The following is a 25,084-nucleotide window of genomic DNA, read 5'->3' as shown; positions in this document are numbered from 1 at the left end:
TTTCCAGGCATGTTATGACTATCAAAAAATACCGTAAAGGTAGCGCTGGTTTTACCTTATTAGAAATATTGGTCGTGCTCGCGATTATTGGTTCTGTCAGTGTCGTGATGGTTAGACAGCACCAACGAGACGCCGAAGCCGCCATTATTCGCGCCACGGCTGATGCTATGGCGGATGAAATGCTAGATCTTGCACGATTGGCACAGAAAACAGAGTTAAAATTAGATAACGGTAATAAAACTAATAACCCCATGTATGGTTCTCAGAATAGTAATCATCCACAAGGGAGAAGGGCAACTAATTTTGCTATAGAAAGTACATTCACAGTTTCAGACTTATATGATTGGAAAAACACTACAAATGGTAGAACCTTATTTACAGAATATAGATGTAAGGCTAATAGTTCAACAGTGGGCTTACCAAATCTAAATGAAGAGTTTTTAAGCTGTATATTGCCTAAATTGGCTGATAATGCTTTTCAGCTAAATTATGTTGGTGTTGTCGGTACCCATGATCATATTCAGCGTATTGATTACTATTGGGAATATATTCCAGAGACTAGCGACAAGAATCGTTATGCAACACTGCTCAATTATGTAGATTCAATAGAAAAGGCATTTTCTAAGAAACAGGCTGCTGTTCCTCGCCTAGCATTAATTAAAAAAGAAGCGAATAATGATTGGAGTTTTGCTTTAACGGGAACTGGGGTGGGAAATAATCAGAATAAACCCATATTTATCAATGATGGCTCATCGGATGCTATGGGGCATTTACTGTGGTCTGCAGGGCAGAGCTTTAATGCTACCCGAAAATACGGCATTCGTGTTTCTGTTGATATTTGGTCAGGTGAGTATTTAAAAGCCGATGGTTCTGTCCGCACCGAGAAATTGTGCTGGAATGCTCAAACGGGTCAGCAAGGCCCATGCTTCTATACAGCATCTACAACAGATACTACAGCCATTGAGCTGCGTTCTGAGGGTAATGATCGAACTACCTCTCTTTGTTGGAGTGCAGGTTCCAATAAACCTACATTATGTTTGAAAAATGAGGGGCAAGAATCATCAAGATATCTAGAGCTTAAGCAGAAAGGAGTTAATGGACAACAGGATACAACGGGTACACTTGTTGCAAATATAGTCAATAAGCAAAAATTGGGTAATAGTACGCTTTACACAACTGCTCCCATTACAACATATGAGGTATTTGATGGGGGGCGTTCATTAACATTAGACACATTAGATTGCCCTATTAATCCTGAGTTCCAGAATGGTAGTAAGCTTGTAAATAAAATCGCTGTATCCCTGGCTTCATTTGCTGCAGATGTAGAAAAGGGAATTAATTTCACTACCCTGGATAAAGGTGTTACTCATAATAATGCTAAACCTCTTCATAGAACGGCAGGTGTCTTTGTTTCGGCAAAAGAGCAGAACGGTAAATGGATAATTGAGGCAAATAATGTTTCCCATAGGGTTACTGATGGTAATCAAACAGGCATTAACTCTGACAATGCAAAAAATCCAGATTCAGTTGCATTAATTGTTCAACGTTGGTGCAGTAATAAATAAAAGGTAAACGTCGCAATGAAAAAAGTGGTATTTGGACTTTTGTCCTTATCGTTATTGGCTGTTCCTGCGATGGCCGACGAGAAAGATAATATTGACATTTATACTGATCAACCTATTGAACAGGTTACCGCACCCGTCTCTGTTGTAATGAAATTGCATGAGCGGCAGTTATTAAGCCGAAGCATTACACAGTGGGCTGAAAATATGGGCTTCAAAGTGAAGTGGGCGAGCAGTAAAGATTTTCGTGTATTTCGTGATGTTGAGCTTACCGGCGAATCTGTTGATGATGTATTGATCCAATTGGCCAATATTTTAAGTAGTCCTGATTATGGCTTGCAAATTAAGTTGTACGCCAAAAACCATGTACTGGTTATTGAGGAGTGGTAATTCATAATGAAACTAAAAATCCTTACCATGATGATGGGGTTAGCCTTATCGGGCTGTACGACCATTGATGAAAAGTACAATTATGAGAACTTTGTAAATACACTCCCTGAAATGATCGAGAGTGATGAAGTCAAAGATCAGCCTTTTGTTAAATTAGACAGTGCTTATTTGGGGGATGAGCTGAGCTATAACCCAATTAATGGTGAAATGCTAGAGAAGCCAATCATCTTTACCAGTCATCAAGCTGTATCGGTACAAACCGTATTGGCGGTAATTGCGGAGCAAACGGGCTTAGCTTATCGCATTAACACTGCAATTCCGGCTTCTGTCGAAGATGCGAGCGTGGTGAAAGATTGGAAGCGTAATCATAAAATCCATTTTGAGGGGACATTGAATGATTTTCTACCATACCTCACCTCGCTCTACAATATGCACTTTGAGTTAGATGAGAATAACGTACTGGTTGCCAGTGTTTATCATCGTTACACGATCGCACTCGATTACTACGGTGAGAACAAAAAATTTGAAACGGGTATGGATATTTCCGGTAACGAGGCAACATCTGGCTCAGGTATTACTGGTAAATCCGAAACCAGTTTTGAATCCAGTTTTTGGGATGATGTGGAAACCATTGTTGAGCATTATCTGACTTCAGGACAGTATTCATTGATCAAGGATTCATCACTGATTGCGATTAATGCACGTCCATCTGAGTTTGCGGAAGTGAGTAAGATCCTGAAAAAGTTCAAAGAGGATAACCAACGCCAGTTTGTGGTGACGTACAAAATTTTTACTCTTGATAAGAGCAAAGAGCAGAGTTTAGGTGGTGGAGTAAACTTGAGCCATCAAGTTCCAGGCACGACAGTAGGCATTACCACTGGCATGCTTTCTAGCCTAGGTAACGGTATTAATTTCGATCGCCAATTCTACGGTGATGGTGCAAAGCTCAATATGACAGGGCAGCTTGAGGCACTGTTTAAATTGACGGGTAGCAAACTATTACAAAGTGGTAGTTTCATCACCCGTAATAACAGCCCGATTCCGCTGAACTTAACGAATTCGAAGTATTTCGTTTCTGGTCGTACGCAAACCAAAAATGATAACAATACAGTGACGGACTCGTCTGTAGAAACTTCGCAGATAGTAACGGGTACCAGTTTTATTTTGACGCCGCGCGTGCTTTCAGATGGCAAGATCGAAGTGCTTAGTGGTTTTACTAAGAAAACTTTAAATTCGATCGATCTATTCGAAAGCGTTCAACTGCCAAATGTTACAACAACAGAGATGTTTAATACATCAACCGTGACACCGGGCAGTTTATTGATGGTGGCACGTTACGACAGTGCGGAAGAAAGTGAACGTAATGGCTATGAAGTATTGGGTGCAACTCATGATGATAACGCTAACAACAATACGGTTGTGATGGTTGTGGGTATCGATTATTACCGTGTTCCGTTGAGACTGTAGTATGGAACGTTTAGAACTTTTTCAAACGGTTGATACAGTCAGTTGGTTTCATAGTGATGATTTGAAACTTCAAAGTATACGTGATGCTTTTGATTTGGCGAAAAAGAGAGGTCGAGTTCATGAGTTTAAAGATGAACAAGATCAGAAATTTTTCGGAGTCTGTGTAGATCGAACAACCAATGAATTGATTGCTATACATTTTAAAGAGCAATTTGGCAATGGTATTTATTATCGTCAAATGCCAAATGGTGAAGATGTCTATTTTCTAGTTATTCACCAAGGCTGTGTAGTTTCAGGTACGGATAAATTAATTAATCATAAGATGTTGGAAAGTATTTTGCCTTTATTTCATCAACGCTTTCCAGATCTCAAAGTAAAAAAACTCACAACCTCTGACTTTGATGAAATGGTTAATATTGAGAATGAGAGAAAACAAGCTTCATTACGACGTAAGCGTAAATGGCTAATTATTTCTGTACTGCTTTCTTCGTTTACTATTGGTATGATTGGTCTGATTATTGCAGGTTTGATAATGAAATGAAGCTCGATAATCTGAAATTAAATGTCCACAATTTAGGAAATATCAAACAAGCTATTGTTGGAAGTGAGCGAAAAATATTTTACATCGCTCTGTCTGTATGTGGTTTATTAATTGCAGGTGCTGTAAGTGGTTATTGGTATTACCAAGATCAACAAGAGAAGGAACGATTGGCTGCTGAACAACGAGCAGCTCAACAAAAAGCGCAGAAAATTAGCTCAATTCGTAAATTTTACTCCTCATCCTTTAATGGGGGAGATCTGGGTTCATTGGTAAAACAGCATGATGCATTGCGTAAACAACAATTGTTATTGCGTAATACAGGGCTGAATCCTTCGGCCGCTAATTGTGATGGTGGACAATGTAACTTACAATTTATCTTTGAGCCTGGTAGTATTTTTAATGTTCCTGTGATAACACAAGATAAGCAAGATTTTCTTGGTTCATTTAGTGAGGAAGGGATTGAATATACTGGTCTACCAAGTTATTTAAATCAGCATCCTTATTTGGAGAAATATCAAGATAATAAAGAGATAGCAGCTCCATCTTGTAATGATGTCATTAACTATGTTTACAGTTATAACTCGATAAATTCTTATAAGTTGGAAATGACAGCGCTGCCTTCATCCTCAGTTATTGATGAAGAAATTAAATACACTGAATTAAAACCTTATGGATTGCTAGTAGGGGATTGGCAATTAAGTGTTCCTGGTTCATCTGAACTGTTGTCTTTTACTGCATCATGGCCATATGGTGAGAACCTTTTAATTTCAAACATGGAATGGGCACCTGACAATATTACTGTTAAAGGTAAATTAGTATGCAAAAAGTAAAACTGAATAAGCTGTCTTTTCTTGCCTTAGCTTTGCTAAGCACATCAGCCTTAGCTTCGGAGGGTGCAAGTCATTCTGACGAAGCAACTGTTGCAGGAAATGAAACTGTCGAAAAAGTTCAAGAAAGCCCAAGCCAGGCTTATATGCGTGATTTGTTAAATGATAGCTTACAGTTCAACCAGGCCAAGCTCAAACTTGAGCAAGAGCTGCAGCTAGAAGAGCTACAGCTAAAAATTTTAGATGTTCAACAACGTAAACAAGAACTTCGCGGTCAATTATATACGCCCCCTCCACAACCAACAGTACAGGTGCCGACTACACCTACCGCTAAGCCGCGCCCTTATGTTGCGCCTAAACCTCAGTTAGTTCTAACGACAGATCTTGGCGGTATTACTAAAGCTGGGGTAAAGGTAGGTAGTCGTTTGGAGTTTTTCAACCTTGGAGAAAAATTCCGCTCAGGTGGCGTGATGTATATCATCGCTAAAAGTGGTGAAGGTAAAGTCGTAATCAATAGGCTGTAATATGACGCTAAAGTTGCTCGATGTCGGTTTTAAAGATCTGCAACGTAGCCACTGGCACTCAGTAAAGCTAGAAGAAGAATTTATCGTTGCATCGAACGATGTTCATAACGCACTTGTACTTGGCTTAACCACAGAACAGGATCTGGATCTGGTCTATATTCAGGTTCAGACCCTGAAGGCTAAGTATCAATATAAAATGGATATCGATTCCGTTATTGCGCTTAGCAACGACGAGTACTTCAATTATGTTCAGAATGCTCGTGATGCAGAAGATGAACAAGATGCTGATACGACTAGTGATATTCAAGTTCAATTAGAAAAGCTACTGTTGCATGCTGTCGATCAGGGAGCGAGTGACCTGCATATTACACGAGGTGATACGGTTGCCAAAGTTGAGCTACGTATAAATGGGGTTCTGTTTGTTGACTCCTATATGACAGCGAAGAAGTGTGATGAGTTGGTGTTTGTGTTGTACAACGTACAAGCAACGACTAAGGAAACTACTTGGAACCGAAGTATCGCTCAAAATGCGAACATTCTTTATACATTGGGCGGCAGAAGTTATCGCTTCCGTTATGCTCATTACCCTGTGTTTGGTGAAACGGATGGTTGTTATCACTGCGTACTGCGGATTATCCCTTCAGGTTTAAGTACTACTATCGTGCCGGATTTAAACCGCATTGGCCTCTCTGAAGGCGAAATTGAGGATGTAAAGCGGATCCTAAGTAACCCATATGGTGCGTATATCATTGCGGGTACGACTGGCTCAGGTAAATCAACCACTCTGAAGAATTTGATGGAGTGGATGCAAGTTAACCGTTACGACGATAAAGGGTGCTTCCTAACGGTTGAGGATCCTGTTGAATACCAAATTTATGGTGCCAAGCAGAGTAGTGTGTTGGATGTCGATGGTGGTGGTTTCCATTCTGCGATCAAGTCGGCATTGCGACGAGATCCTGATGTGCTCATGGTGGGAGAGATTCGTGATCCTGTTTCTTCAAATGCACTTGCTGGTGCTGTAGAGAGTGGTCACTATTGTTTTACTACCGTTCATGCAGGAAACATTGTAACCCTACTACAACGTTTGACGGCATTAGGTATTCCAGCCGATAAGCTTTCAACACCAGGCTTTATTGCGGGATTACAGTGCCAGAAGCTAGTGCCTGTACTTTGTGAACACTGTAAAGAGCCAAAGCAAGTCACAGTATGTGGCCGTGAAATGACGGTTTATACCTCTTCTTCGGAAGGTTGTATGAAGTGTAATTTCCGTGGTGTTGCTGGTCGCCAGCTAACTGTTGAATACATTCTCCCGACACAAGATGAATTAGAGGCATTGGCCAACCATGCATTTTTAAAGGTATACCAGCTCTGGCGTAATAAACGCCGAGCCACTACAACGATGCGTGAAGGGTTCTCTATACGAGAAAAAGCCTTCGCTTATTCGTTGCAAGGGCGAGTTTGTTATGACTGGTTCCACCTAGAGTTCGGTGCCTTACCTGAAGAAGACGTGGAGTATATCCTTGAAAAAATTTAATAAACAACAGCGGCTTTATCTATACAAATTCTGTGCAGATATGATTAATGCACAGCTACCTGTGTATGACTCAATTGTAAAACTACGGGACAGTGGAGGGGCCATCCTTGGCCGCTCCTTTGTCAAAAAGCTAGAAGTATTAACCACAAAGATGACTAGCTCTAACTCAATTACTTCCGCATTTGAAGGATTGATCCCCCAAGAGGAATTGAGTTCGATCCATGCTGCTGAAAAGAGTGGTGCGTTAGCAAACGGTTTCTCTGGCCTTGTTGATGTGATTAATTACAACGATAAGTTGAGTAAAAAGCTCATTTCAGCGGTGAGCTTTCCATCGATCATGTTTGCGTTATCACTTGTTGTTATTGCAGGTTATGCTGTAAAGGTTTTTCCTGCCTTTGAAACAGTATTAGATGTGAGCCAGTGGCCGGGAGTAACAGCACTGCTGTACCAGTTCGGTACAGCACTTTATCACGGTCTATGGATCAATATCCTTATTGGTATAGCAGCATTGGTTTTTGGTATTCGTACCGTCATGTTCAACGTTTCAGGTGATATAAGAAACCGTTATCTTGACCGTATCATTCCGTTCAATATCTATAAGAAGTTGGTTTCATCTATCTTTTTAAATACGTTAGCGATGATGCTTAAGAACCATATCCCGCTACAAGAAAGTATTGTGATTATTGAACAGAATGGTAATCGTTGGTTCAAATCACATCTCAAAAAAATGCTTGAGCGAATGGCACATGGACTTGACTACAGTGAATCCCTTAACACGGGACTGCTAGGAGGGACAGAACTACTCAACATTGCTTTATACTCTGGTCTTGGTTCTTTCAACGATGTTTTGGATTCAGTAGCAACTAAAACTAAGGAAGATATTGAAGAAAGTATTACTAAACTAGCAGGTATGCTTAAATCAATGGCAACCTTAACACTAGGTGGCTGTGTTGTTTGGGTATTTATTGCCCTGTTCTCTCTTTCTGATCAACTCTCAAAGATGACAGGTTAAATGATGGACTTGACTCCTTTATTTATGTTTTATGTCATGGTATTGGGGTTATGTATTGGCAGCTTCTTGAATGTTGTGATTTATCGGCTGCCAGTCATGATCCTTAATCCAGAAAGTGGGATAAACCTTTGGTGGCCCCACTCTTTTTGTCCAAGTTGTAGAAAAACCATATTGAAAAGAGACAATATACCGATTTTTTCTTGGATGTGGTTAAAAGGACGATGTCGCCATTGTCAGAATGTTATACCGATACGCTATCCATTATCTGAGTTTTTTATAGGAATAGCTTTTACAGGGATCTTTGTTCTTTGTGATTATCGTTGGAGTATAGAGTTATTTATCCTTCTTTCATTGATAGTGCATATTTATTGTATAGCAATTATTGACTATAAATATAAGATTATTCCAGATGCACTGCTAATCTCTTTATTTATCACTGGGTGTGGCTATCATTTTTTTGTTAGTGACATAGCATGGTATGAAGTAGTAAAGTCACTATCTTTTACACTCATTGTTATAGGTTTGACCTATGTGTTTTGGAAATGTTTAGAGATTCCTATGGTTTTGGGATTTGGGGATGTGAAATTATTTTTAACATTAAGTTTTTTTCTGAGGTTTAATGAGTTTTTGTTGCTCATTCCATTGTCTGTTTTTATTTCAATTTTAGCTTATTATGTTGAGAAAAGAGTTAATTCTTCTGGGATGTTGGTTATTCCTTTCGGGCCTGGTATCTGTTTAAGCTTTTTGTTTTTGTTTTTTGTTTAAAAAAGCTGATATTGATATTGTGCTCATCAGTTTTTTTCTTTTAAAATCTCCCCTACTTTACCCGTACTCATTGAAGATGCTGGATTTTTAGCAGTATGAGGATCATGCTACGTCCCATGAAAGTAACTTTGACCGACAAGCAAAAACATAAACTCGAAAACCGGCACGATAAAACGTGTGATGGTCGAGTGCGTGACCGCATTAAAGCGGTACTGCTTGATTCTGAAGGTTGGAGTACTGCCATGATTTCCCAAGCCTTGCGTATTCACGAAACCACCGTTCTCCGTCACCTTCACGATTACGCGCAGTCCGATAAACTCAAACCTGAAAATGGCGGGTCCAGCAGTCGCTTATCGGCTTCACAGACGATGGTGCTTATTGAGCTCCACTATTTACCGCCCTACAGTCCCAATCTTAATCCGATAGAACGGCTTTGGAATGTGATGAACGAGCAGGTAAGGAACAATGTCTACTTCAAAAGTAAACGGGATTTTGAAGCGGCTATTGGCCGATTTTTCACTGTGATCCTTCCAAACATCACAGGCTCTTTAGCGTCTCGTATAAATGATAACTTTCAAGTGCTTAATCCTGAATCTTCACGTTGAATGGGTATATAACAATAGAGGGGAGTATGAATCTATTCTTAATTGAAAACCTGTTTATAGATCTGGATACGGGAAATATAGGCAGAAATAGCCAAGAGATCATTGAGGTGAAACAAAAGGCCACTCCTAAACAGATCGAGTTGATTTCCTTATTGATTGAGCGTTTTCCCCAGTATACTTCACGCTATGAGATTCAGGAATCTTTATGGCGAGGTGGAAATATATCTGTTGAGAGTATCACTCAGTTAGTCAATAGAACTCGTAATCTACTTTCTGATAAAGATAAGAAGATTTTAATTAACAACCATGGATTAGGATATAAGTTTTCAAATGTAGTAAAGGTTGAAAGCTTGCAGGAAGTAGATAGTTACATATTAGATGAGCCTGTTAACTCAGTAGTTGATGACACATTAAAGAGCTCAAATCCTCTAAATGGTAATATTTCAGAAGTTCTATACTACTTGTATGAAAATAATAAAAGACTTTTAAAGCTCAGTGTGCTGGGACTATCATTTTTTATGATGGCATTTCAGTTGTTTAATGTGTGTTATAATAATTATTTGTCATGGGCTTTCGATAAAAATATAAGAAATTTATCTATAGAAACAAAGTTTGTAACGGTTGATGAAGATAAAACAGTCGTAAAATTAGGCGACACGGAGTGCTACAATGAAAAAGGTACTAACCTATTTGTCTGTCGATAGTAGCTATTTTAAATTTCTTTTACTAACAAGCGTGTTTATGAACTTACTATTGCTATTGGCATTCCAATGTTTAAATAAGAATGAATATTCTTCAATTAGAATTTTACCTAATGGACAAAGTGATCAAGTTGTAGCAGTTCAGTTTTCAAAAAAAATTGCGTTGACGTTGGTAGGTGGCCAATCATTCTCTCTTAAACCGACAGAGTTTGGTGTATTTGAGTATGATTTAATTTCAGGTGATACACTAAAGTTGATAGACAAAAAGGGTGCGGTTTTTTTCTATAGTATTCAGAGGATTAATGAACAATGTTATTTATTAAAAAGAGCGGGGACGGAAGTAGATTTAAATACAACCGCATTTCTCTGTAATAACTATACCCATTCAACTTGAAGATGCAGGATTGAGCACTTGAAAGTTATCATTAATACGAGATGGCGTTGTTGCCTAAGTCAGATTGAACCATCCTAGGGAAGGTGCGAATAAGTCCTGCAATTTAGGTCTTGATCAAACCTTTCTCTTTACCAGCCTAAATTTTAAACGCTAAATTTCGAATTTAAGCCAATTAATGGGTGTTTTAGGCCGGATTTTAGCCCTATTCCGGGCTATTCCCGGATTTCAGACAGATCTTGGCTATCGTCGCAACATCTGGTCTACTTTAAACAGGTTTGCCAACGTGAATAACATAGCTAACTGTGAGTCATTTTTCATCAATCCCTTATAACATAACGCGTTTTGATGAACCCTAATTGGCACTTGATGATGCGAATGGGTGTTCCACTTTTGCACGGATACTGGCTTTCAGGTATTCAATCTTGATGGCAGTTTTGTTCTTACGGGGATGCTTTTTCAATGCGCGAACTTTGCTGGGGCGCTCGGCGATTAACCATTCCACATCAGCGTCTTCTAGCTCTTCCCGTTTCTCTGCCCCCTGATAACCGGCATCGCCGGAAACGAATTCCTCTTCACCGTGCAGCAACTTATTCAATGGGTTCAGGTCATGTTCGTTGGCGGCAGTGGTGACTAGCGTATGGGTGAGACCGCTGTTGGCATCCACGCCAATATGGGCTTTCATGCCGAAGTACCATTCGTTGCCTTTCCTGGTCTGATGCATATCTGGGTCACGCTCATTGTTTTTATTCTTAGTGGAGCTCGGTGCTTCGATTGTGGTGGCATCAACCAAGGTTCCCAGCGTCATCATCACGCCGCAGTCCGACAGCCATTGGTTAACGGTTATTGAATAATTTATGCGTGAGTTTGTGCTTTTCCAGCGAGAGCCTAAAGTTCATGATGGTGGTGCGGTCTGGGATCGCTTTATCCAGTGATAATTGTGCAACCTGACGCATTGAAGCAATTTCGTATAACGCATCTTCGGTCACTTCGTCACCAAGACGGCGTTGTTGAACAAAAGCATAACAGCGCATTTTACAGTAACTTAACGATATTTTATGTGCATGTTATATTTTTCATCAAATAAGAATCAATATGTTACGCGATAATCAAGACATCTCTGATGTATGAGGTAGCGAATAATTCTTTTAGGAAACAACGCCCACCAAGACTGTACCATTGCTGCATACAATGAATGTGGAACATTGTCTCAAGTAGATACGGGCTGCGGCCGTTGCTGGCTTTGGGGTAAAAGGGTTCAATCACTTCGAGCAGTTGAGACCACGGCAACAGGTTGTCCATCCGGGATAAAAAATCTCTTTGCGAGTTTGGCGGCGTTTGCTGGAAAACTCACTATCGGCAAAGGTTAATTGTTGGCTCATGGGTCGTCGGTGCTCTGTGATTTGCCGTGCCGCTATGATCTCATATCAGGGACTTGTTCGCATCTTCCCTAAAAATCAGCAACGTCAATGACTTCATGTATATATAACTATATGTTTTGTTATATTTGTCCATTATTTGATGTTGTTTATATAGAATAAAGGCTTAACCATTAAAGAGGAAGTCTGCATGAAGTTATCTGCCATTGCCCTTGCTTTAATGTTAGCCTCTGCTTCTGCTTCTGCTTCTGCTAACATTACAACATTTGGAACAAAGAATAATACGTATACACCACCAGCACCAACAACCAATAATGTCCCTGAAGAGTTAAGGAAAAGGTTTGATACATGTCCGACAATTTACAATCCTTTACCGATCCGTATTATGACTGGAAATACTGGATCATATGTACGAATGAATTTATTAGTAGGAAGATTTGGTGATACAATTAATGATCCACTTCCTTACGGAAAAGTGGTTCAAGACACATCAAAGTCATATCGTGAGTATGCGCATAAAAATGCTCGACTTTTCGATCCTAAGTTTAACTACATGTCACAAACAGAAGAGTTTAAGCCATATTTAGTTGGAGGGGGGTATGCATCTACTATAGAGTATGGTGAGTCGATGTATTGGCGGCGTCTCCATATTGGCGAACATAATAACATTCTTCCTGTTTATGTAACGCCTACATATGAGTTGAAAGCTGCAAAGTTTGATAAAAATATACTGCTACCTACTCGAGATATTGATATATTTGAGGTTTTGATATTCAACCAAGCTTGGAATATACATACAAAACCTAGTATTCAAAAAATTACAGATGTATTGCAAAGTTCAAGACATCCATATATTGAAGCACGTATCACTTTTTACCGAAATAAAGGAGATAGTTTTACGTGGAATTACTCAATAGATAATCCGGCAGGTGTAACATTTGGGCCTATTTATGGAAATAATATGAGTGGTAGTGGATCTTTTGATATAAGAAAGGTAAGAAGCATTCAATTTAGGGTGAACGAGATGACATCGTTGGCAGGAGGCGGGACAAAGGTGGATACAATTATTAATGAATATGGTCAACGAGCATGGAACTTTACAGAAACTGGACGGACTTTTGATCCATCAGTATCCGATGCATTAGCTGCTGCTGAAAACCGAGTTTATACAGAAAATAATTGCTTTTATCAATAAAAGTTTAAGTAAAAAAGAAGTGGCAACGCCACTCAGAGTGCTGACAAAGCCCTGGCTATTTGGCTGGGGCTTTGATCTAATAAGGGATATACCCGTGATCATTGAAGATGCTTGATTTTCATCGGTATGAGGATCATGCTACGCCCCATGAAAGTGACTCTGACCGGCGTTGTTTCCTAAAAGAATTATTCGCTACCTCATACATCAGAGATGTCTTGATTATCGCGTAACATATTGATTCTTATTTGATGAAAAATATAACATGCACATAAAATATCGTTAAGTTACTGTAAAATGCGCTGTTATGCTTTTGTTCAACAACGCCGGTATACACTACAACAAGGAGAGGTTCTGTGAACGCAGCCGAATCCGAAAACCTTTCAATTAAGCTCTTCAAACAGCATAAACACGCCAAAGAAACATCAACCATTGTAGGTTCAGTTAACCAGCCCCGAAACGGTTTGCACAATGCTATTGATGGTGACAGTCACAGCAACTGGTACCGTATTCTTCGACGTCCGCAATGGATATGGCAAGGCGTCGACCCCCTTGAAATGGAAGCTTTGCTATCACGTATTGCTGGCTCTCCCAACAACCGCAGCAGCGAAGCCTTGTTGGACACGGTGGTGGGGTATCGTCCGGGTAATTGGTCTTATGAATGGACCCAGGCTGGGATGGTGCATCAAAAGTGCGCGGTTGGGTGTGAAGAAAAGGGCAACCGGATAGAGGCCGTTGAACACTGGTATCGCGCCTGTACTTACTTCAGCATTGCCGCTTACCCTCACTTGAAAGGTGATCCCTTGTCTTTACAGGCAGAGGTGTTGGCAAACAAAGCGTTTCATGCGGCAATTGAAAAATCCCCGTTTAAAGTCAAAAGCCTGGTAACACAAGTGGATGGGCGTGCCTTAGAGGGCTTCCTCTATTTGCCACACACAGATGCACCGTTGCCTACGGTGATCATCAGTGGTGGTCTGGATGCGCTGCAGACTGACATGTGCCGGCTCTTTGAAACCTACTTTGCCCCTGCCAATATAGCGATGTTGACGCTAGATATGCCATCTGTTGGCCGAAGCAGTCATTGGGCACTGACGCAAGACACCAGTAGATTGCATCAGGCGATGTTAAACGAGCTTTCCTCTGTACCCTGGGTAGATCATCACCGTGTGGGATGTATGGGCGTCAGGTTTGGTGGTAACGCTGCTGTCAGAATGGCGTTTGTTGAGCAGAACCGGGTGAAGTCCTGTGTCTCTATTGGTGGCGTGTTACACGCGATGTTAAGCGATATGCAGCGTCTTAACCGTATTCCGCCAATGTATCTGGATGCCATGGTATCACGGATGGGGAAAATGCAGGCGTCGGCATCATTTTTGACTCAACTGCAAGCACTGTCACTGAAAAACCAGGGGTTATTGGCAGGACGTAAAACGAAAGTGCCAATTCTGGCGATGAGCCTGGAAGGAGACCCGGTTTGCCCGGAATCAGACAACCAACTGGCGGCACTTTACAGCCAGGGTGGAAAGGTGAAGACCCTACCGAACAAACCACTTCATGATGGGTATCACAGAATCATGTCAGAGGCAGTGAAATGGTTTAGGGAAACCTTGTGATTTATATCTCCTTAATGTCCAGAGTCTGGGTGAAAATCGCGAAAGCGCCGTGCATTAGGACGAAATTGCAACGGTTGCATGTTATACAAACAGTGTTTGCTGGCTAATAAACACATAATAAAACAGGGGCTTTAAGATGGGCACCAGATTAGTCAGCAATATTGATTGATAAAAAAACCGATTGAATCTCGTCTTAGGGAGCTTGCTATGACCGATGAAACCAAAACGCTTTCTCATGGACGATTGCTGACGCGCTTCGCCCAGCTTGGTCCTTATTTGCGTCAAAATAAATGCACGGAAGACAGGTATTTCTTCGATTGTCTGTCTGCTTGTGTCAATGCCAAAAAGAGTCCGGATAGCCGGGAGTTCTGGGGATGGTGGATGGAAATTAACCCGAAAGAGGGGGGGTTTGAATATGTCTACACGTTTGGCAAATACAATACAGAGGGTGAATGGAAAGAGGTGAATGTGCCAAATAAATCCTCTGATGAAGTTAAAGCCTCGTTAGATGCCTTTTACAGTAAGATTACTGAATTTGTAGAAGGCGAGCTTATACTTGAAATTACTGCCAAACCTTCCCTTAAACAACCCAAACTGGGTTCAGCAGCCTGATTTAACGGAAACAGTGATTATTCACGAACAGATGCTTTAATCACTTGTTATCTTGGTCTGGGATTGATAAAAGAAAGGCTTAATCGCTTTTATATTGTCAATGTCATGTCAGGCCAAGAAAACGTTTCATCTATCAATTCCGGTGCTAGCGATATAGCTAATCGCCAGACCATTGTCGTCAAACTCGGTACCAGTGTACTGACTGGCGGCTCCAGAAAAATCGACCGCGCCCATCTCGTTGAATTGGTACGTCAGTGTGCCATGCTCATTCGTCAGGGACACAAAGTCATCATCGTGACGTCAGGCGCGATTGCCGCCGGTCGTGAACATCTCAACTATCCTGAACTTGCTAACACTATCGCTAACAAGCAGATGCTGGCTGCTGTAGGGCAAAGTCGCCTTATCCAGGAGTGGGAAAGCATGTTTGCCATTTATGGCATTCATATCGGCCAAATGTTGCTGACCCGTGCAGATCTGGATGATCGTGAACGCTATCTGAATGCACGTGATATGCTGCAGGCACTGCTGGCGAATAATATCGTTCCTGTCGTGAACGAAAATGATGCGGTGGCGACAGCTGAAATCAAGGTGGGGGATAACGATAACCTGTCTGCACTGGTAGCAATTTTGGCAGAAGCCGACAAGCTTTTGCTGCTGACGGATCAACCTGGCCTGTTTACTGCTGATCCACGCAGTAATCCAGACGCAGAACTTATCCGTGAAGTCCACACCATTGATGAAACCCTGCACAAGCTTGCTGGTGGCAGCGTGAGTGGCTTGGGAACCGGGGGAATGGCGACAAAATTACAGGCTGCAGATGTGGCACGCCGTGCAGGTATTGAAGTCACTATCGCGGCAGGCAGCCGTCCTGAAGTGATCCAGCATTTGGTGGATGGCAAAGAAGCAGGCACCCGTTTCCTGCCCCTTGAGTCGCCACTGGAGAGCCGCAAACGCTGGATCCTGGCAGGACCACCACCTGCGGGCAACATCATCATTGATGATGGCGCGGCGAAAGCAGTGGTTGAGCGCCATAGCAGTTTGCTATCAAAAGGCATTACCGGTGTAGAAGGCCATTTTGACCGAGGAGCAGTCGCGCGTATTTGCGACCAGAAAGGCAAGTTGCTGGCACGCGGTATTTGCCGCTATTCAAGCAAAGATCTGAGTGCGATTGCAGGCCGGCACAGCCAGGAGATCCAGGATATTCTGGGCTACGCCCATGGCGCGGTTGCGGTACATTGCGACGATTTGGTCGTTATCGATTAATCAGGCAGTGGCATTTGCCACTGTCAATCAGGAAGAGCAATAGAGGCTGAAATGAGTCTTCAACAAATGGGACGCGCAGCGAAGGACGCTGCCTATATTCTGGCAACAGCGCCTACCGCACAGAAAAACAGAGCGCTGGCGGTGATGGCTGATGAGCTGGAAGCAAATGCAGCAACCATTCTTGCTGCCAACGCAAAAGATATTGAAGCAGGTCGCAAGGCGGGGTTGCCGGACGCGATGCTCGACCGTCTTTTACTGAATGAAGCGCGATTGGCTGGCATTGCGGCAGACGTTCGCAATGTGATTTCGCTTTCTGATCCGGTGGGCAGCGAGATCGACTGCAAGGTGCTGGAAAACGGCATGACATTGAGCCGTCGCCGTGAACCTATCGGCGTCATTGGCGTGATTTATGAAGCCCGCCCGAATGTCACCATTGATATTGCCTCTTTGTGCCTGAAAACCGGTAATGCCAGCATTCTGCGTGGTGGTCGCGAGACCTTTCACTCTAACGTTGAGCTGGTCAAAGTGATCCAGACGGCACTGGAGAAAGCAGACTTGCCTGCGGCATCGGTTCAGTACATTGAGAAACCGGACCGTGAGTTGGTGGGTGAATTGCTTCGCCTTGACAAATATGTCGACATGATTATCCCCCGTGGCGGCGCTGGTCTTCACAAAATGTGTAAGGAAAACAGTACGATCCCAGTAATCATTGGTGGTTTTGGTATCAGTCACCTGTTTGTTGATAAAACGGCGGACTTAGAGCGTTCACTGGATGTGATCATCAATGCCAAGGTTCAGCGTCCGTCTGCCTGTAACGCGCTGGATACCCTGTTGGTGCACGAAGCAGTGGCTGAAGATATCCTGCAAAAGCTGACGCCACTGTTCAACGATAACAACCTCGACATTGTGGCGGATAAAACGGCATTACCCCTGCTGGATGGTGTGAAAAAACTGCGTGAAGCCGGCGAAGGCGACTTTGATACTGAGTGGTTGGGTTATACCTTAGGTGTTGCCGTGGTGGCGGATGTACATGCTGCGCTTAAACATATGCGTGATCATAACGCGAGCCATTCAGATGCCATCCTGACCAATGACCTGACCTCGGCAGAAGCCTTTATCAATGGTGCGGGCTCTGCGGCGGTTTATGTGAATGCATCGACCCGCTTTACTGATGGTGCACAGTTTGGATTAGGCGCAGAGGTGGCAGTGTCTACCCAGAAACTCCATGCCCGTGGCCCAATGGGGCTGGAAGAGTTGACCACCTACAAATGGGTGGGTAAGGCAGATTACCTGCCCCGCGCATAGCTGACCACATCACTGACCAATAACAAAGGCAAGGCGCTCATTGAGCGCCTTGCTTTTTGATAACAGAATACAGTGCTATCGGTTTTATTTGACTTCGACACCTTGCGCTTGCAGGTCAGCATGGTAAGACGAGCGCACGAATGGTCCACATGCGGCATGGGTAAACCCTAAATCCAGCGCGATTTGTTTCAGCTCGTCAAACTCTTCTGGCGGCACGTAGCGTTCAACCGGTAAGTGATGGCGGCTTGGGGCCAGATACTGGCCAAGGGTCAGCATGGTCACACCGTGTGCGCGAAGATCTTTCAGCACATCGATGATCTCTTCTTTGGTCTCACCAAGGCCCATCATCAGACCCGATTTGGTTGGGACATCCGGGTGCATTTCGCCAAATTTCTTCAGCAATTCCAGCGACCACTTGTAGTTCGCCCCTGGGCGCGCTTTACGGTATAGACGTGGTGCGGTTTCTAGGTTGTGGTTAAACACATCCGGTGGGTTGTCTCTTAGAATATCCAGCGCTGTCTCCATGCGGCCACGGAAATCAGGAACCAGGGTCTCGATGCGGATATCAGGGTTTAGTGCACGGATCTCACGGATACAATCAGCAAAATGTTGAGCTCCCCCATCACGTAGGTCGTCACGGTCTACCGAAGTGACAACAACATACTTGAGTTTCATGTCACGGATAGTCTGGGCCAGTTTCTGCGGCTCCTGTGCATCCGGTGCCAGTGGGCGGCCATGGGCAACGTCACAGAATGGACAGCGGCGGGTACAGATAGCCCCCAGAATCATAAAGGTAGCTGTACCGTGGTTGAAGCACTCTGCCAGGTTCGGGCAGGATGCTTCCTCGCACACCGAGTGCAGATTGTTCTTACGCATCGCGGATTTAATGTCCTGAATGCGTTTGCTGTCCGCAGGCAGCTTGATCTTCATCCACTCAGGTTTGCGCAGCATCTCTTTTTGTTCGGTCGGCATGTTCTTGACCGGGATGAGCGCCATTTTGTCTGCGTCGCGGTACTTAACTCCGCGTTCCATCTGGATCGGTTTGCTCATAGTTGATTGCTTTCTGTTAGGGACTCGACCTGATCATAGCCCAGATGCGAAGTCAGTTTTTCTACTAGCACAGGGTATAACTCGGCAAGTGATGCCGGGCCCCCTAAATCGACGGTTTGTGTCATGGTCATGCCTTCATAGCCACAAGGGTTGATACGAAGGAATGGTGACAGGTCCATATTGACGTTAAGCGCTAGCCCATGGAAAGAGCAGCCTCGTCGGATTCGAAGACCCAACGAGCAGATTTTGTCATCGCCCACGTAAACACCCGGCGCATCAGGACGCGCACGGGATTTGATACCGTAATGGACGAGGGTATCGATCACAATGTTCTCAATCGCGGTGACCAGCTCACGAACGCCCATTTTTTTGCGTTTCAGATCGATCAGGAAATAAGCCACCTGTTGACCCGGACCATGGTAGGTCACCTGTCCGCCGCGGTCACTCTGGACAACAGGAATATCACCAGTTGCCAGAAGGTGCTCAGCCTTTCCTGCTTGCCCCTGAGTAAAGACAGGTTCGTGTTCGACTAACCATACTTCATCCGTGGTATCGCCATTGCGCTCATCGGTAAAAACATGCATGGCTTTCCATGTTGGCTCGTAGGGGCGCAGTCCAAGTTGTCTGATAATGAGGCGGTTCTGCTGCAAGTTACACCTACCAGGATTGAAAAATGATGGGGTGAGTGGTTTCAGTCACGACATTATAATGACAGACGGCTGAAATAACAGCCGTCTGTTTGTATGGGTATTGGCGTTTTGCTGTTAGCGAAAAGGAAGGTTATAGCACCATGCGTACAATGTTTATCTCACCCAGCTCTTTGTACAGGGTTTCAACTTGCTCGATAGATGTGGCTGTAATAGTGACAGAAACGGCGTTATAGGTCCCTTTTCCGCTTGGTTTCACACTTGGGCTATAGTCGCCCGGCGCGTGGCGCTGGATCACTTCCAAAACCAGATCTGTCAGCTCTGGCTTCGCATATCCCATCACCTTGTAGGTAAACTTACAGGGGAATTCCAGCAGGTCTTTGAGTTTTGGTTGCTCTTGCATTTGTTACTCCAGAACAGGTCACAACTGAGATGCTGTGAACCCAGAATAGTTGTGCGAGTGATCACGCAATTTGTTGGGAATGAATACTAATCGTCCTGTAGGGAGAAAACAAGTTGGCGACATGATCCTCGAGGTGTGAGCCATACGTGAAAATAAACAGGGCAGCGACTGGCTGCCCTGAATAGTGCCGATTCTGGTTTAAAACAAGCTCTTTAAGAACATCATGATATAGTCCAGAAGACGGCTGAAAAGACCGCCTTCCTGAACATCAATTAAAGCAACCAGCGGGTATTCTGCGATGTCTTCACCGTCAATCTGGTAGTAAAGCTTACCGACAACATCCCCTTTAGCAATAGGCGCTTCCAGAGTCTTCTCGAGCACAAAACTGGCTTCCAGATTTTTTGCTTTACCTCGTGGTAATGTGACATAAGTGTCTTTAGCAACGCCGAGTGCGACCTGATCTGTGTCACCCATCCACACCTTCTCTGTCACAAATGTTTCGCCTGCTTTGTGTGGTGCAACCGTTTCGAAGAAGCGGAAACCGTAGTTCAACAATTTCTTGCTTTCTGCTTTACGCGCATTGGCGCTTTCCGTGCCCATTACCACGGCAATCAAGCGCATGTCGCCTTCAGTGGCAGAGCTGACCAGGCTGTAACCGGCTTTCTCGGTATGGCCGGTTTTGATGCCGTCCACGTTCATGCTTTTATCCCAAAGCAGACCGTTACGGTTGTATTGGGTGATGCCGTTATAGGTGAACGATTTTTCGTTATAGATACGGTATTCTTCCGGTACGTCACGGATCAGTGCCTGACCGAGAAGTGCCATATCATAGGGGGTAGAGTACAGACCATCGTCATCCAGGCCATGGGAGTTGGAGAATTTGGTGTTGTTCATGCCCAGGGTTTTTGCCCAGCCGTTCATTAGATCAACGAATGAATCTTCAGAGCCGGCAATGTGTTCTGCCATCGCCACACATGCGTCGTTACCGGACTGGATGATGATGCCACGGTTCAAGTCTTCCACTTTAACTGTGGTGCCGACCTCGATGAACATTTTTGAACTGCCCGGGAAGTTTTTCGCCCAGGCGTTTTTGCTGATGACAACGTCGTCATCAAGACTGATGTTACCGCGCTCGATCTCCTGTCCGATGACGTAGCTGGTCATCATTTTGGTCAGGCTGGCCGGATTAAGACGTTCATAGGCGTTGTTTTCGGCCAGGATCTTACCCGAATTATAATCCATTAAAACGTACCCTTTTGCCGCGATTTGAGGCGCATCTGGTACAACGGTTGGGGCTGCAACAACTGCAGCAGATGAGAAGACAGCAGTCGAGAGGACTAAAGAGCGCAACAATGAGGGTGATTTATTCATAGGTATAAGTACTTACTTGGTATTTCTTCAGTCAAAAACTGTCGACACTATATCAGATAGCCAGTGCAGTGTCAGACGAGGTTACAACAACTTACTAAAGACGATGTTTAGTTACTGACACTGGATTTCTGCGTCGGTTCATCAGAAATCGGTTCAACAACGACAAAGGCCCCGTTTATTTGTTTTTCACGGGCAAGCAAGGCGGCTTGCTGGGTTTTGTCGTAGTCATAAAATGGCCCCAGTCGGACGCGGTAAACACTGCCGGATTGACGGATGTCGGTGGGCAGTTCAAATTGCTTGTTGAATGTGTTTGCAGCCTGCTCGGCTTTCTCACGATCGGAGATGGCGGCCAGTTGTATAAAATAGCGGTTTAGCCGCGCACTTTGCCATTCATTATTGTCCTGGGGTTTATCAACCTTGAGTAGCGTCACTTTTACCGGTGCGGTACCCGTTTTTATGATGTCGAGTTTTGACGCTGCGGCATAGCTGAGATCAATGATACGACCTTCGTGGAATGGTCCCCGATCATTGACACGGACGACCGCTTTTTTGCCATTGGCGGTATTTTCTACTTCTACATAGCTTGGCAGCGGCAGGGTTTTGTGCGCAGCTGACATAGAGTACATGTCATAAATTTCCCCGTTCGAGGTTTTGTGACCATGAAACTTTTTGCCATACCAGGATGCGATGCCTTCCTCGGTATAGTTCTCAGGATGCTTCAGTATCTGATAGTTTTTTCCCCGTACCGTATAATCTTTATTTCCGGCCCGGCTGTAGGGTTCATAGCGTGGTTGTGCATTCTCAACATGGGCGAGAGTTGGCAACGCTTCCGGCGCTTTGTCGTGTTCCAGGCTGTAGCGGTCGTCACTTTGTGTGGCGCAGCCAGCAAGAAAAAGAGCGATGATCACCAGTATTTTTTTCATTAGAGAGCCTTAGAAAGCATTTTTCTATGAGTATGGATAGACATTAAGATGCCAAAACCTGCCATCAGAGTCACCATGGATGTGCCACCATAGCTCACCAGTGGCAAGGGGACACCAACAACCGGAAGGATGCCGCTGACCATGCCGATGTTGACGAAGACATAAACAAAAAAGCTGAGCACAATACTGCCTGTCATCATGCGTCCAAAGGGGGTTTGTGCACGGCCAGCGAGCAGTAGGCCACGACCAATAATAAACAGATACAACGCCAGCAGGCAGGCGACACCAATCAGCCCCCATTCTTCTGCGATGACTGCGAAGATAAAGTCTGTGTGCCGCTCTGGCAAAAACTCGAGCTGTGACTGGGTGCCTTGCAGCCAACCCTTACCGGATAGCCCCCCTGAGCCGATGGCAATTTTTGACTGGATGATGTGATAGCCTGCACCCAAAGGATCTGACTCGGGATCGAACAGGGTACGTACACGTACGCGCTGGTATTCACGCATCAGGAAGAACCAGAGCACAGGCAGAAAAGCGGCGACCAAGGCGGCGGCAGACAGAGTGATCCGCCAGCTGATGCCGGATAAAAATAACACAAAAATACCGGAGGCAGCGATCAGGATAGAAGTCCCCAGATCCGGTTGTTTGGCGATAAGAATGGTGGGAACAAACACCATCACAAGGCCAATCACTAAGGTCTGGAACCTTGGCGGTAATGGCTCTTTACCGATAAACCTGGCGATCATTAATGGTACAGCCAGTTTGATAAGCTCCGACGGCTGAAAAGTGATGATCCCCAAATCCAGCCAGCGTTGCGCCCCTTTGGCGGTTTCACCAAAAAGGAGCACGGCAACTAACATCATCAAGCCAGTAACGTACAGATAGGGCGCCCAGAACTCATAATGTCTGGGAGAAACCTGGGCGAGGACAAACATCACGCCCAATGAGAGAAAGATGCGGATAACCTGCCGCTCCATCATAGCAATGCTTTGGCCGCTGGCACTCCACATGACTATCAGGCCAAACCCCATCAGGGCAAGGATCCCCAGCAGTAAAGGGAGGTCAATGTGCAAACGTTCGAACAGGGTTTTCTTTTGGCCTGTTGATGCCAATAAGCTCATTGAACTGGCTCCTTTTCTGCTTTCCCTTCGTGTTTTTCAATCAGCATGTGATCGAAGATGCGACGTGCAATAGGAGCACCGTTGCTCGAGCCACCGCCAGCATTCTCCAGTACCATAGAGACAATCACTTTCGGGTTCTCAAAGGGTGCAAAGCCGGTGTACAGGGCGTGGTCACGAAGGTGCTCGGCAAGTTCATCGGCATTGTACTTTTCATCTTCACCCAGCCCAAACACCTGTGCGGTACCAGATTTACCGCCGGTGTCATATTCGGTGTTGGCAAACGCACGGCGTGCGGTGCCTTTTTTACCATGGTTGACCAGACGCATTCCTTCCAGGGCCGCATCCCAATACTTTCTATTCACACCCGAAATAGGAGGGTAGGGTGTCAGCGCCACTTTTTTCATTACGCCCCCGTCTCCGATACTTTGCAGCAGGTGGGGAGGATTGACCACGCCACGGTTTACCAAAACAGCAGTGGCTTTGGCAAGTTGCATTGGGGTTGCTGTCCAGTAGCCCTGGCCGATACCAACAGGAATGGTGTCCCCTTTGTACCAAGGCTGGCGGTGACGCGCCATTTTCCACTCGCGGGTTGGCATATTTGCCCGGCTTTCCTCGTGAATATCAATACCGGTGTAATCACCAAAACCAAAACGACTCATCCAGGTTGATAATTTATCGATCCCCAAATCATAGGCTATTTGGTAGAAGAAAGTATCGACGGATTCTTCTATGGACTGAACAATGTTAACCCGACCATGGCCCCATGGAAGCCAGTCACGGAAAGGACGGGATGTGGAGTTTGGCAGGCGCCAGTAGCCCGGATCGTTTCGCGTCGTGTTCAGCGTGATTGTTTTCTCTTCCAGTGCAGCCACAGCAATAAAAGGTTTGACGGTAGATGCGGGGGGATAGATACCCAGTGTCGCCCGGTTTACCAGAGGCCGGTTTTTGTCGTTCAGAAGCTCCCGGTAGTCTTTGCTGGAAATGCCATGGACAAACAGGTTAGGGTCGTAACTTGGCGTGGACACCATCGCCAGTACTGACGAGTCTTTGGGATCCAGCACCACCACGGCACCGCGACGCTCGCCGAGGATATCGCGGATATAGAGCTGTAGATCGACATCCAGGTTCAGCACCAAATCCTTTCCTGGCTCAGGCGGCACGTATTTCAGGGTACGGATAATGCGGCCACGGCTGTTGACCTCCACTTCCTGATAGCCAGCAGTACCGTGCAGCTCAGATTCGTAGAAACGTTCAATCCCAAGTTTGCCGATATCACGTGTCGCCTTGTAATTGTTAATGACCCCCTGGCGTTCCAGGCGGTTGATGTCTTTGTCGTTGATTTTTGCAACATAGCCCAGTACGTGTGTCAGCGCATCACCATAGGGGTAATAGCGTTTCAGGTAACCTTTGATTTCAACGCCGGGGAATTTGTGTTGGTTGGCGGAGAAAACCGCGACTTCATCTTCTGTCATCTGGTTTTTTAGCGTAACAGAGTTAAAGCGGCGGGTTCGCTTTTTATCCCGTTCAAAAGCCTTCAGTTCACTCTCTGAGATAGGCAGCAGTTCTTTTAGGCGTGCAATGGTGTCAGGAATATCTTTGACCTGTTCCGGGGTAATTTCCAGTGCATAGACCGGACGGTTTTCTGCCAGCAGTTTGCCGTTGCGGTCGTAAATCAGGCCGCGGTTTGGCGCGACAGGCACGACTTTGATGCGGTTGTCGTTGGAACGGGTGATGTAATCATCATGGTCTTCCACCTGAATGTTATACAGGTTGAGGAGCAGGACACAGACAAGAACGAAAATACCGCCGAAAGCCACAACGGCCCGGCGGAAAAACAGTGAAGATTCAGCTTGGTGATCGCGTATCGGACTACGCTTGTGCTTCATGAA

The 25,084-nt window shown here is 44.6% G+C and carries 24 protein-coding genes and 1 pseudogene; 17 read left to right on the top strand and 8 right to left on the bottom strand.

Translation table 11 applies throughout. From position 1 onward, the window contains the following. Positions 1–14: 14 nt before the first annotated feature. From AC6IB1_RS13225 to AC6IB1_RS13170, 12 genes are all read left to right on the top strand, one after another. Complete coding sequence (locus AC6IB1_RS13225; protein ID WP_497567042.1) at positions 15–1,565, top strand: type II secretion system protein; 1,551 nt, start codon at positions 15–17, stop codon at positions 1,563–1,565. Positions 1,566–1,580: 15 nt separating this feature from the next. Beyond that, positions 1,581–1,952: a TcpQ domain-containing protein gene (locus AC6IB1_RS13220; protein ID WP_497567041.1), complete on the top strand. Its 372-nt coding sequence runs from the start codon at positions 1,581–1,583 to the stop codon at positions 1,950–1,952. Positions 1,953–1,958: 6 nt separating this feature from the next. Then, positions 1,959–3,419, top strand: a complete 1,461-nt coding sequence (locus tag AC6IB1_RS13215) for a type II and III secretion system protein (RefSeq protein WP_497567040.1) — start codon at positions 1,959–1,961, stop codon at positions 3,417–3,419. Between the two features lies 1 nt (position 3,420). Further along, positions 3,421–3,960, top strand: coding sequence for a hypothetical protein (locus AC6IB1_RS13210; protein WP_497567039.1), 540 nt, complete (start codon positions 3,421–3,423; stop codon positions 3,958–3,960). Continuing rightward, positions 3,957–4,790 carry a pilus assembly protein gene (locus tag AC6IB1_RS13205; protein ID WP_497567038.1) on the top strand — a complete coding sequence of 278 codons (834 nt, stop codon included), beginning with the start codon at positions 3,957–3,959 and terminating at the stop codon, positions 4,788–4,790. The genes AC6IB1_RS13210 and AC6IB1_RS13205 overlap by 4 nt, the downstream gene beginning before the upstream one ends. Next, positions 4,778–5,311, top strand: coding sequence for a hypothetical protein (locus AC6IB1_RS13200; protein WP_497567037.1), 534 nt, complete (start codon positions 4,778–4,780; stop codon positions 5,309–5,311). Before AC6IB1_RS13205 ends, AC6IB1_RS13200 begins: the two co-directional genes overlap by 13 nt. Before the next feature lies 1 nt (position 5,312). Beyond that, positions 5,313–6,845, top strand: coding sequence for an ATPase, T2SS/T4P/T4SS family (locus tag AC6IB1_RS13195; RefSeq protein ID WP_497567036.1), 1,533 nt, complete (start codon positions 5,313–5,315; stop codon positions 6,843–6,845). After that, positions 6,832–7,857: a type II secretion system F family protein gene (locus tag AC6IB1_RS13190; RefSeq protein WP_497567035.1), complete on the top strand. Its 1,026-nt coding sequence runs from the start codon at positions 6,832–6,834 to the stop codon at positions 7,855–7,857. The genes AC6IB1_RS13195 and AC6IB1_RS13190 overlap by 14 nt, the downstream gene beginning before the upstream one ends. Beyond that, positions 7,858–8,622 (top strand): prepilin peptidase, encoded by a 765-nt coding sequence (locus AC6IB1_RS13185; protein ID WP_497567034.1) that lies wholly within the window; start codon positions 7,858–7,860, stop codon positions 8,620–8,622. 116 nt (positions 8,623–8,738) lie between these two features. Beyond that, positions 8,739–9,227, top strand: coding sequence for a transposase (locus AC6IB1_RS13180; RefSeq protein ID WP_497567033.1), 489 nt, complete (start codon positions 8,739–8,741; stop codon positions 9,225–9,227). A gap of 26 nt (positions 9,228–9,253) precedes the next feature. Further along, positions 9,254–9,931, top strand: coding sequence for a winged helix-turn-helix domain-containing protein (locus AC6IB1_RS13175; RefSeq protein ID WP_497567032.1), 678 nt, complete (start codon positions 9,254–9,256; stop codon positions 9,929–9,931). Next, the gene (locus tag AC6IB1_RS13170; protein WP_497567031.1) at positions 9,897–10,322 is read left to right on the top strand and encodes a hypothetical protein; all 426 of its coding nucleotides are present in this window, start codon (positions 9,897–9,899) and stop codon (positions 10,320–10,322) included. Before AC6IB1_RS13175 ends, AC6IB1_RS13170 begins: the two co-directional genes overlap by 35 nt. A 240-nt stretch (positions 10,323–10,562) precedes the next feature. On the opposite strand, the pseudogene AC6IB1_RS13165 reads toward AC6IB1_RS13170, so the two are convergent. Continuing rightward, a pseudogene (locus AC6IB1_RS13165) lies at positions 10,563–11,701 on the bottom strand (IS5 family transposase). A gap of 187 nt (positions 11,702–11,888) precedes the next feature. Here AC6IB1_RS13165 and AC6IB1_RS13160 point away from each other — a divergent pair. The 5 genes from AC6IB1_RS13160 (at position 11,889) to AC6IB1_RS13140 (ending at position 17,680) form a co-directional block, all read left to right on the top strand. After that, positions 11,889–12,893: a hypothetical protein gene (locus AC6IB1_RS13160; protein WP_497567030.1), complete on the top strand. Its 1,005-nt coding sequence runs from the start codon at positions 11,889–11,891 to the stop codon at positions 12,891–12,893. A 353-nt stretch (positions 12,894–13,246) separates the two neighbouring features. Then, positions 13,247–14,500 (top strand): esterase FrsA, encoded by a 1,254-nt coding sequence (gene frsA, locus AC6IB1_RS13155; protein ID WP_497567029.1) that lies wholly within the window; start codon positions 13,247–13,249, stop codon positions 14,498–14,500. Between the two features lie 207 nt (positions 14,501–14,707). Continuing rightward, on the top strand, positions 14,708–15,112 hold the full coding sequence (crl, locus tag AC6IB1_RS13150) for a sigma factor-binding protein Crl (RefSeq protein WP_497567028.1): 405 nt from the start codon (positions 14,708–14,710) through the stop codon (positions 15,110–15,112). 105 nt (positions 15,113–15,217) lie between these two features. Then, on the top strand, positions 15,218–16,375 hold the full coding sequence (proB, locus tag AC6IB1_RS13145; RefSeq protein ID WP_040528555.1) for a glutamate 5-kinase: 1,158 nt from the start codon (positions 15,218–15,220) through the stop codon (positions 16,373–16,375). 51 nt (positions 16,376–16,426) lie between these two features. After that, on the top strand, positions 16,427–17,680 hold the full coding sequence (locus AC6IB1_RS13140) for a glutamate-5-semialdehyde dehydrogenase (RefSeq protein WP_497567027.1): 1,254 nt from the start codon (positions 16,427–16,429) through the stop codon (positions 17,678–17,680). An 84-nt stretch (positions 17,681–17,764) separates the two neighbouring features. Here AC6IB1_RS13140 and lipA read toward each other — a convergent pair whose 3' ends face one another. The 7 genes from lipA to mrdA all read right to left on the bottom strand — a co-directional run bounded on the left by lipA (position 17,765) and on the right by mrdA (position 25,081). Then, on the bottom strand, positions 17,765–18,730 hold the full coding sequence (lipA, locus tag AC6IB1_RS13135; protein ID WP_497567026.1) for a lipoyl synthase: 966 nt from the start codon (positions 18,728–18,730) through the stop codon (positions 17,765–17,767). Next, positions 18,727–19,380, bottom strand: a complete 654-nt coding sequence (gene lipB / locus AC6IB1_RS13130) for a lipoyl(octanoyl) transferase LipB (RefSeq protein ID WP_497567025.1) — start codon at positions 19,378–19,380, stop codon at positions 18,727–18,729. Before lipB ends, lipA begins: the two co-directional genes overlap by 4 nt. Positions 19,381–19,510: 130 nt before the next feature. Further along, positions 19,511–19,780, bottom strand: a complete 270-nt coding sequence (ybeD, locus tag AC6IB1_RS13125; protein ID WP_497567024.1) for a DUF493 family protein YbeD — start codon at positions 19,778–19,780, stop codon at positions 19,511–19,513. 198 nt (positions 19,781–19,978) lie between these two features. Then, entirely contained in the window at positions 19,979–21,151 is a 1,173-nt protein-coding gene (locus AC6IB1_RS13120; protein ID WP_040528549.1) for a serine hydrolase, read from the bottom strand. Between the two features lie 107 nt (positions 21,152–21,258). Then, on the bottom strand, positions 21,259–22,074 hold the full coding sequence (locus AC6IB1_RS13115; RefSeq protein WP_005503674.1) for a septal ring lytic transglycosylase RlpA family protein: 816 nt from the start codon (positions 22,072–22,074) through the stop codon (positions 21,259–21,261). Further along, positions 22,074–23,195 carry a rod shape-determining protein RodA gene (rodA, locus tag AC6IB1_RS13110; protein WP_497567023.1) on the bottom strand — a complete coding sequence of 374 codons (1,122 nt, stop codon included), beginning with the start codon at positions 23,193–23,195 and terminating at the stop codon, positions 22,074–22,076. The genes AC6IB1_RS13115 and rodA overlap by 1 nt, the downstream gene beginning before the upstream one ends. Beyond that, positions 23,192–25,081, bottom strand: coding sequence for a penicillin-binding protein 2 (gene mrdA / locus AC6IB1_RS13105; RefSeq protein WP_497567022.1), 1,890 nt, complete (start codon positions 25,079–25,081; stop codon positions 23,192–23,194). The genes rodA and mrdA overlap by 4 nt, the downstream gene beginning before the upstream one ends. Between the last annotated feature and the right edge of the window lie 3 nt (positions 25,082–25,084).

It is taken from the genome of Grimontia sp. THUN1695 (assembly GCF_059704325.2).
This window is presented reverse-complemented; position numbering and strand designations above follow the sequence as displayed.

Coding starts and splice junctions, on each gene's coding strand:
- AC6IB1_RS13225 (WP_497567042.1), top strand. CDS start 15: ATGACTATCAAAAAATACCGTAAAGGTAGCGCTGGTTTTACCTTATTA.
- AC6IB1_RS13220 (WP_497567041.1), top strand. CDS start 1,581: ATGAAAAAAGTGGTATTTGGACTTTTGTCCTTATCGTTATTGGCTGTT.
- AC6IB1_RS13215 (WP_497567040.1), top strand. CDS start 1,959: ATGAAACTAAAAATCCTTACCATGATGATGGGGTTAGCCTTATCGGGC.
- AC6IB1_RS13210 (WP_497567039.1), top strand. CDS start 3,421: ATGGAACGTTTAGAACTTTTTCAAACGGTTGATACAGTCAGTTGGTTT.
- AC6IB1_RS13205 (WP_497567038.1), top strand. CDS start 3,957: ATGAAGCTCGATAATCTGAAATTAAATGTCCACAATTTAGGAAATATC.
- AC6IB1_RS13200 (WP_497567037.1), top strand. CDS start 4,778: ATGCAAAAAGTAAAACTGAATAAGCTGTCTTTTCTTGCCTTAGCTTTG.
- AC6IB1_RS13195 (WP_497567036.1), top strand. CDS start 5,313: ATGACGCTAAAGTTGCTCGATGTCGGTTTTAAAGATCTGCAACGTAGC.
- AC6IB1_RS13185 (WP_497567034.1), top strand. CDS start 7,858: ATGATGGACTTGACTCCTTTATTTATGTTTTATGTCATGGTATTGGGG.
- AC6IB1_RS13180 (WP_497567033.1), top strand. CDS start 8,739: ATGAAAGTAACTTTGACCGACAAGCAAAAACATAAACTCGAAAACCGG.
- AC6IB1_RS13175 (WP_497567032.1), top strand. CDS start 9,254: ATGAATCTATTCTTAATTGAAAACCTGTTTATAGATCTGGATACGGGA.
- AC6IB1_RS13170 (WP_497567031.1), top strand. CDS start 9,897: ATGAAAAAGGTACTAACCTATTTGTCTGTCGATAGTAGCTATTTTAAA.
- AC6IB1_RS13160 (WP_497567030.1), top strand. CDS start 11,889: ATGAAGTTATCTGCCATTGCCCTTGCTTTAATGTTAGCCTCTGCTTCT.
- crl (WP_497567028.1), top strand. CDS start 14,708: ATGACCGATGAAACCAAAACGCTTTCTCATGGACGATTGCTGACGCGC.
- proB (WP_040528555.1), top strand. CDS start 15,218: ATGTCAGGCCAAGAAAACGTTTCATCTATCAATTCCGGTGCTAGCGAT.
- AC6IB1_RS13140 (WP_497567027.1), top strand. CDS start 16,427: ATGAGTCTTCAACAAATGGGACGCGCAGCGAAGGACGCTGCCTATATT.
- lipA (WP_497567026.1), bottom strand. CDS start 18,730: ATGAGCAAACCGATCCAGATGGAACGCGGAGTTAAGTACCGCGACGCA.
- ybeD (WP_497567024.1), bottom strand. CDS start 19,780: ATGCAAGAGCAACCAAAACTCAAAGACCTGCTGGAATTCCCCTGTAAG.
- AC6IB1_RS13120 (WP_040528549.1), bottom strand. CDS start 21,151: ATGAATAAATCACCCTCATTGTTGCGCTCTTTAGTCCTCTCGACTGCT.
- AC6IB1_RS13115 (WP_005503674.1), bottom strand. CDS start 22,074: ATGAAAAAAATACTGGTGATCATCGCTCTTTTTCTTGCTGGCTGCGCC.
- rodA (WP_497567023.1), bottom strand. CDS start 23,195: ATGAGCTTATTGGCATCAACAGGCCAAAAGAAAACCCTGTTCGAACGT.
- mrdA (WP_497567022.1), bottom strand. CDS start 25,081: ATGAAGCACAAGCGTAGTCCGATACGCGATCACCAAGCTGAATCTTCA.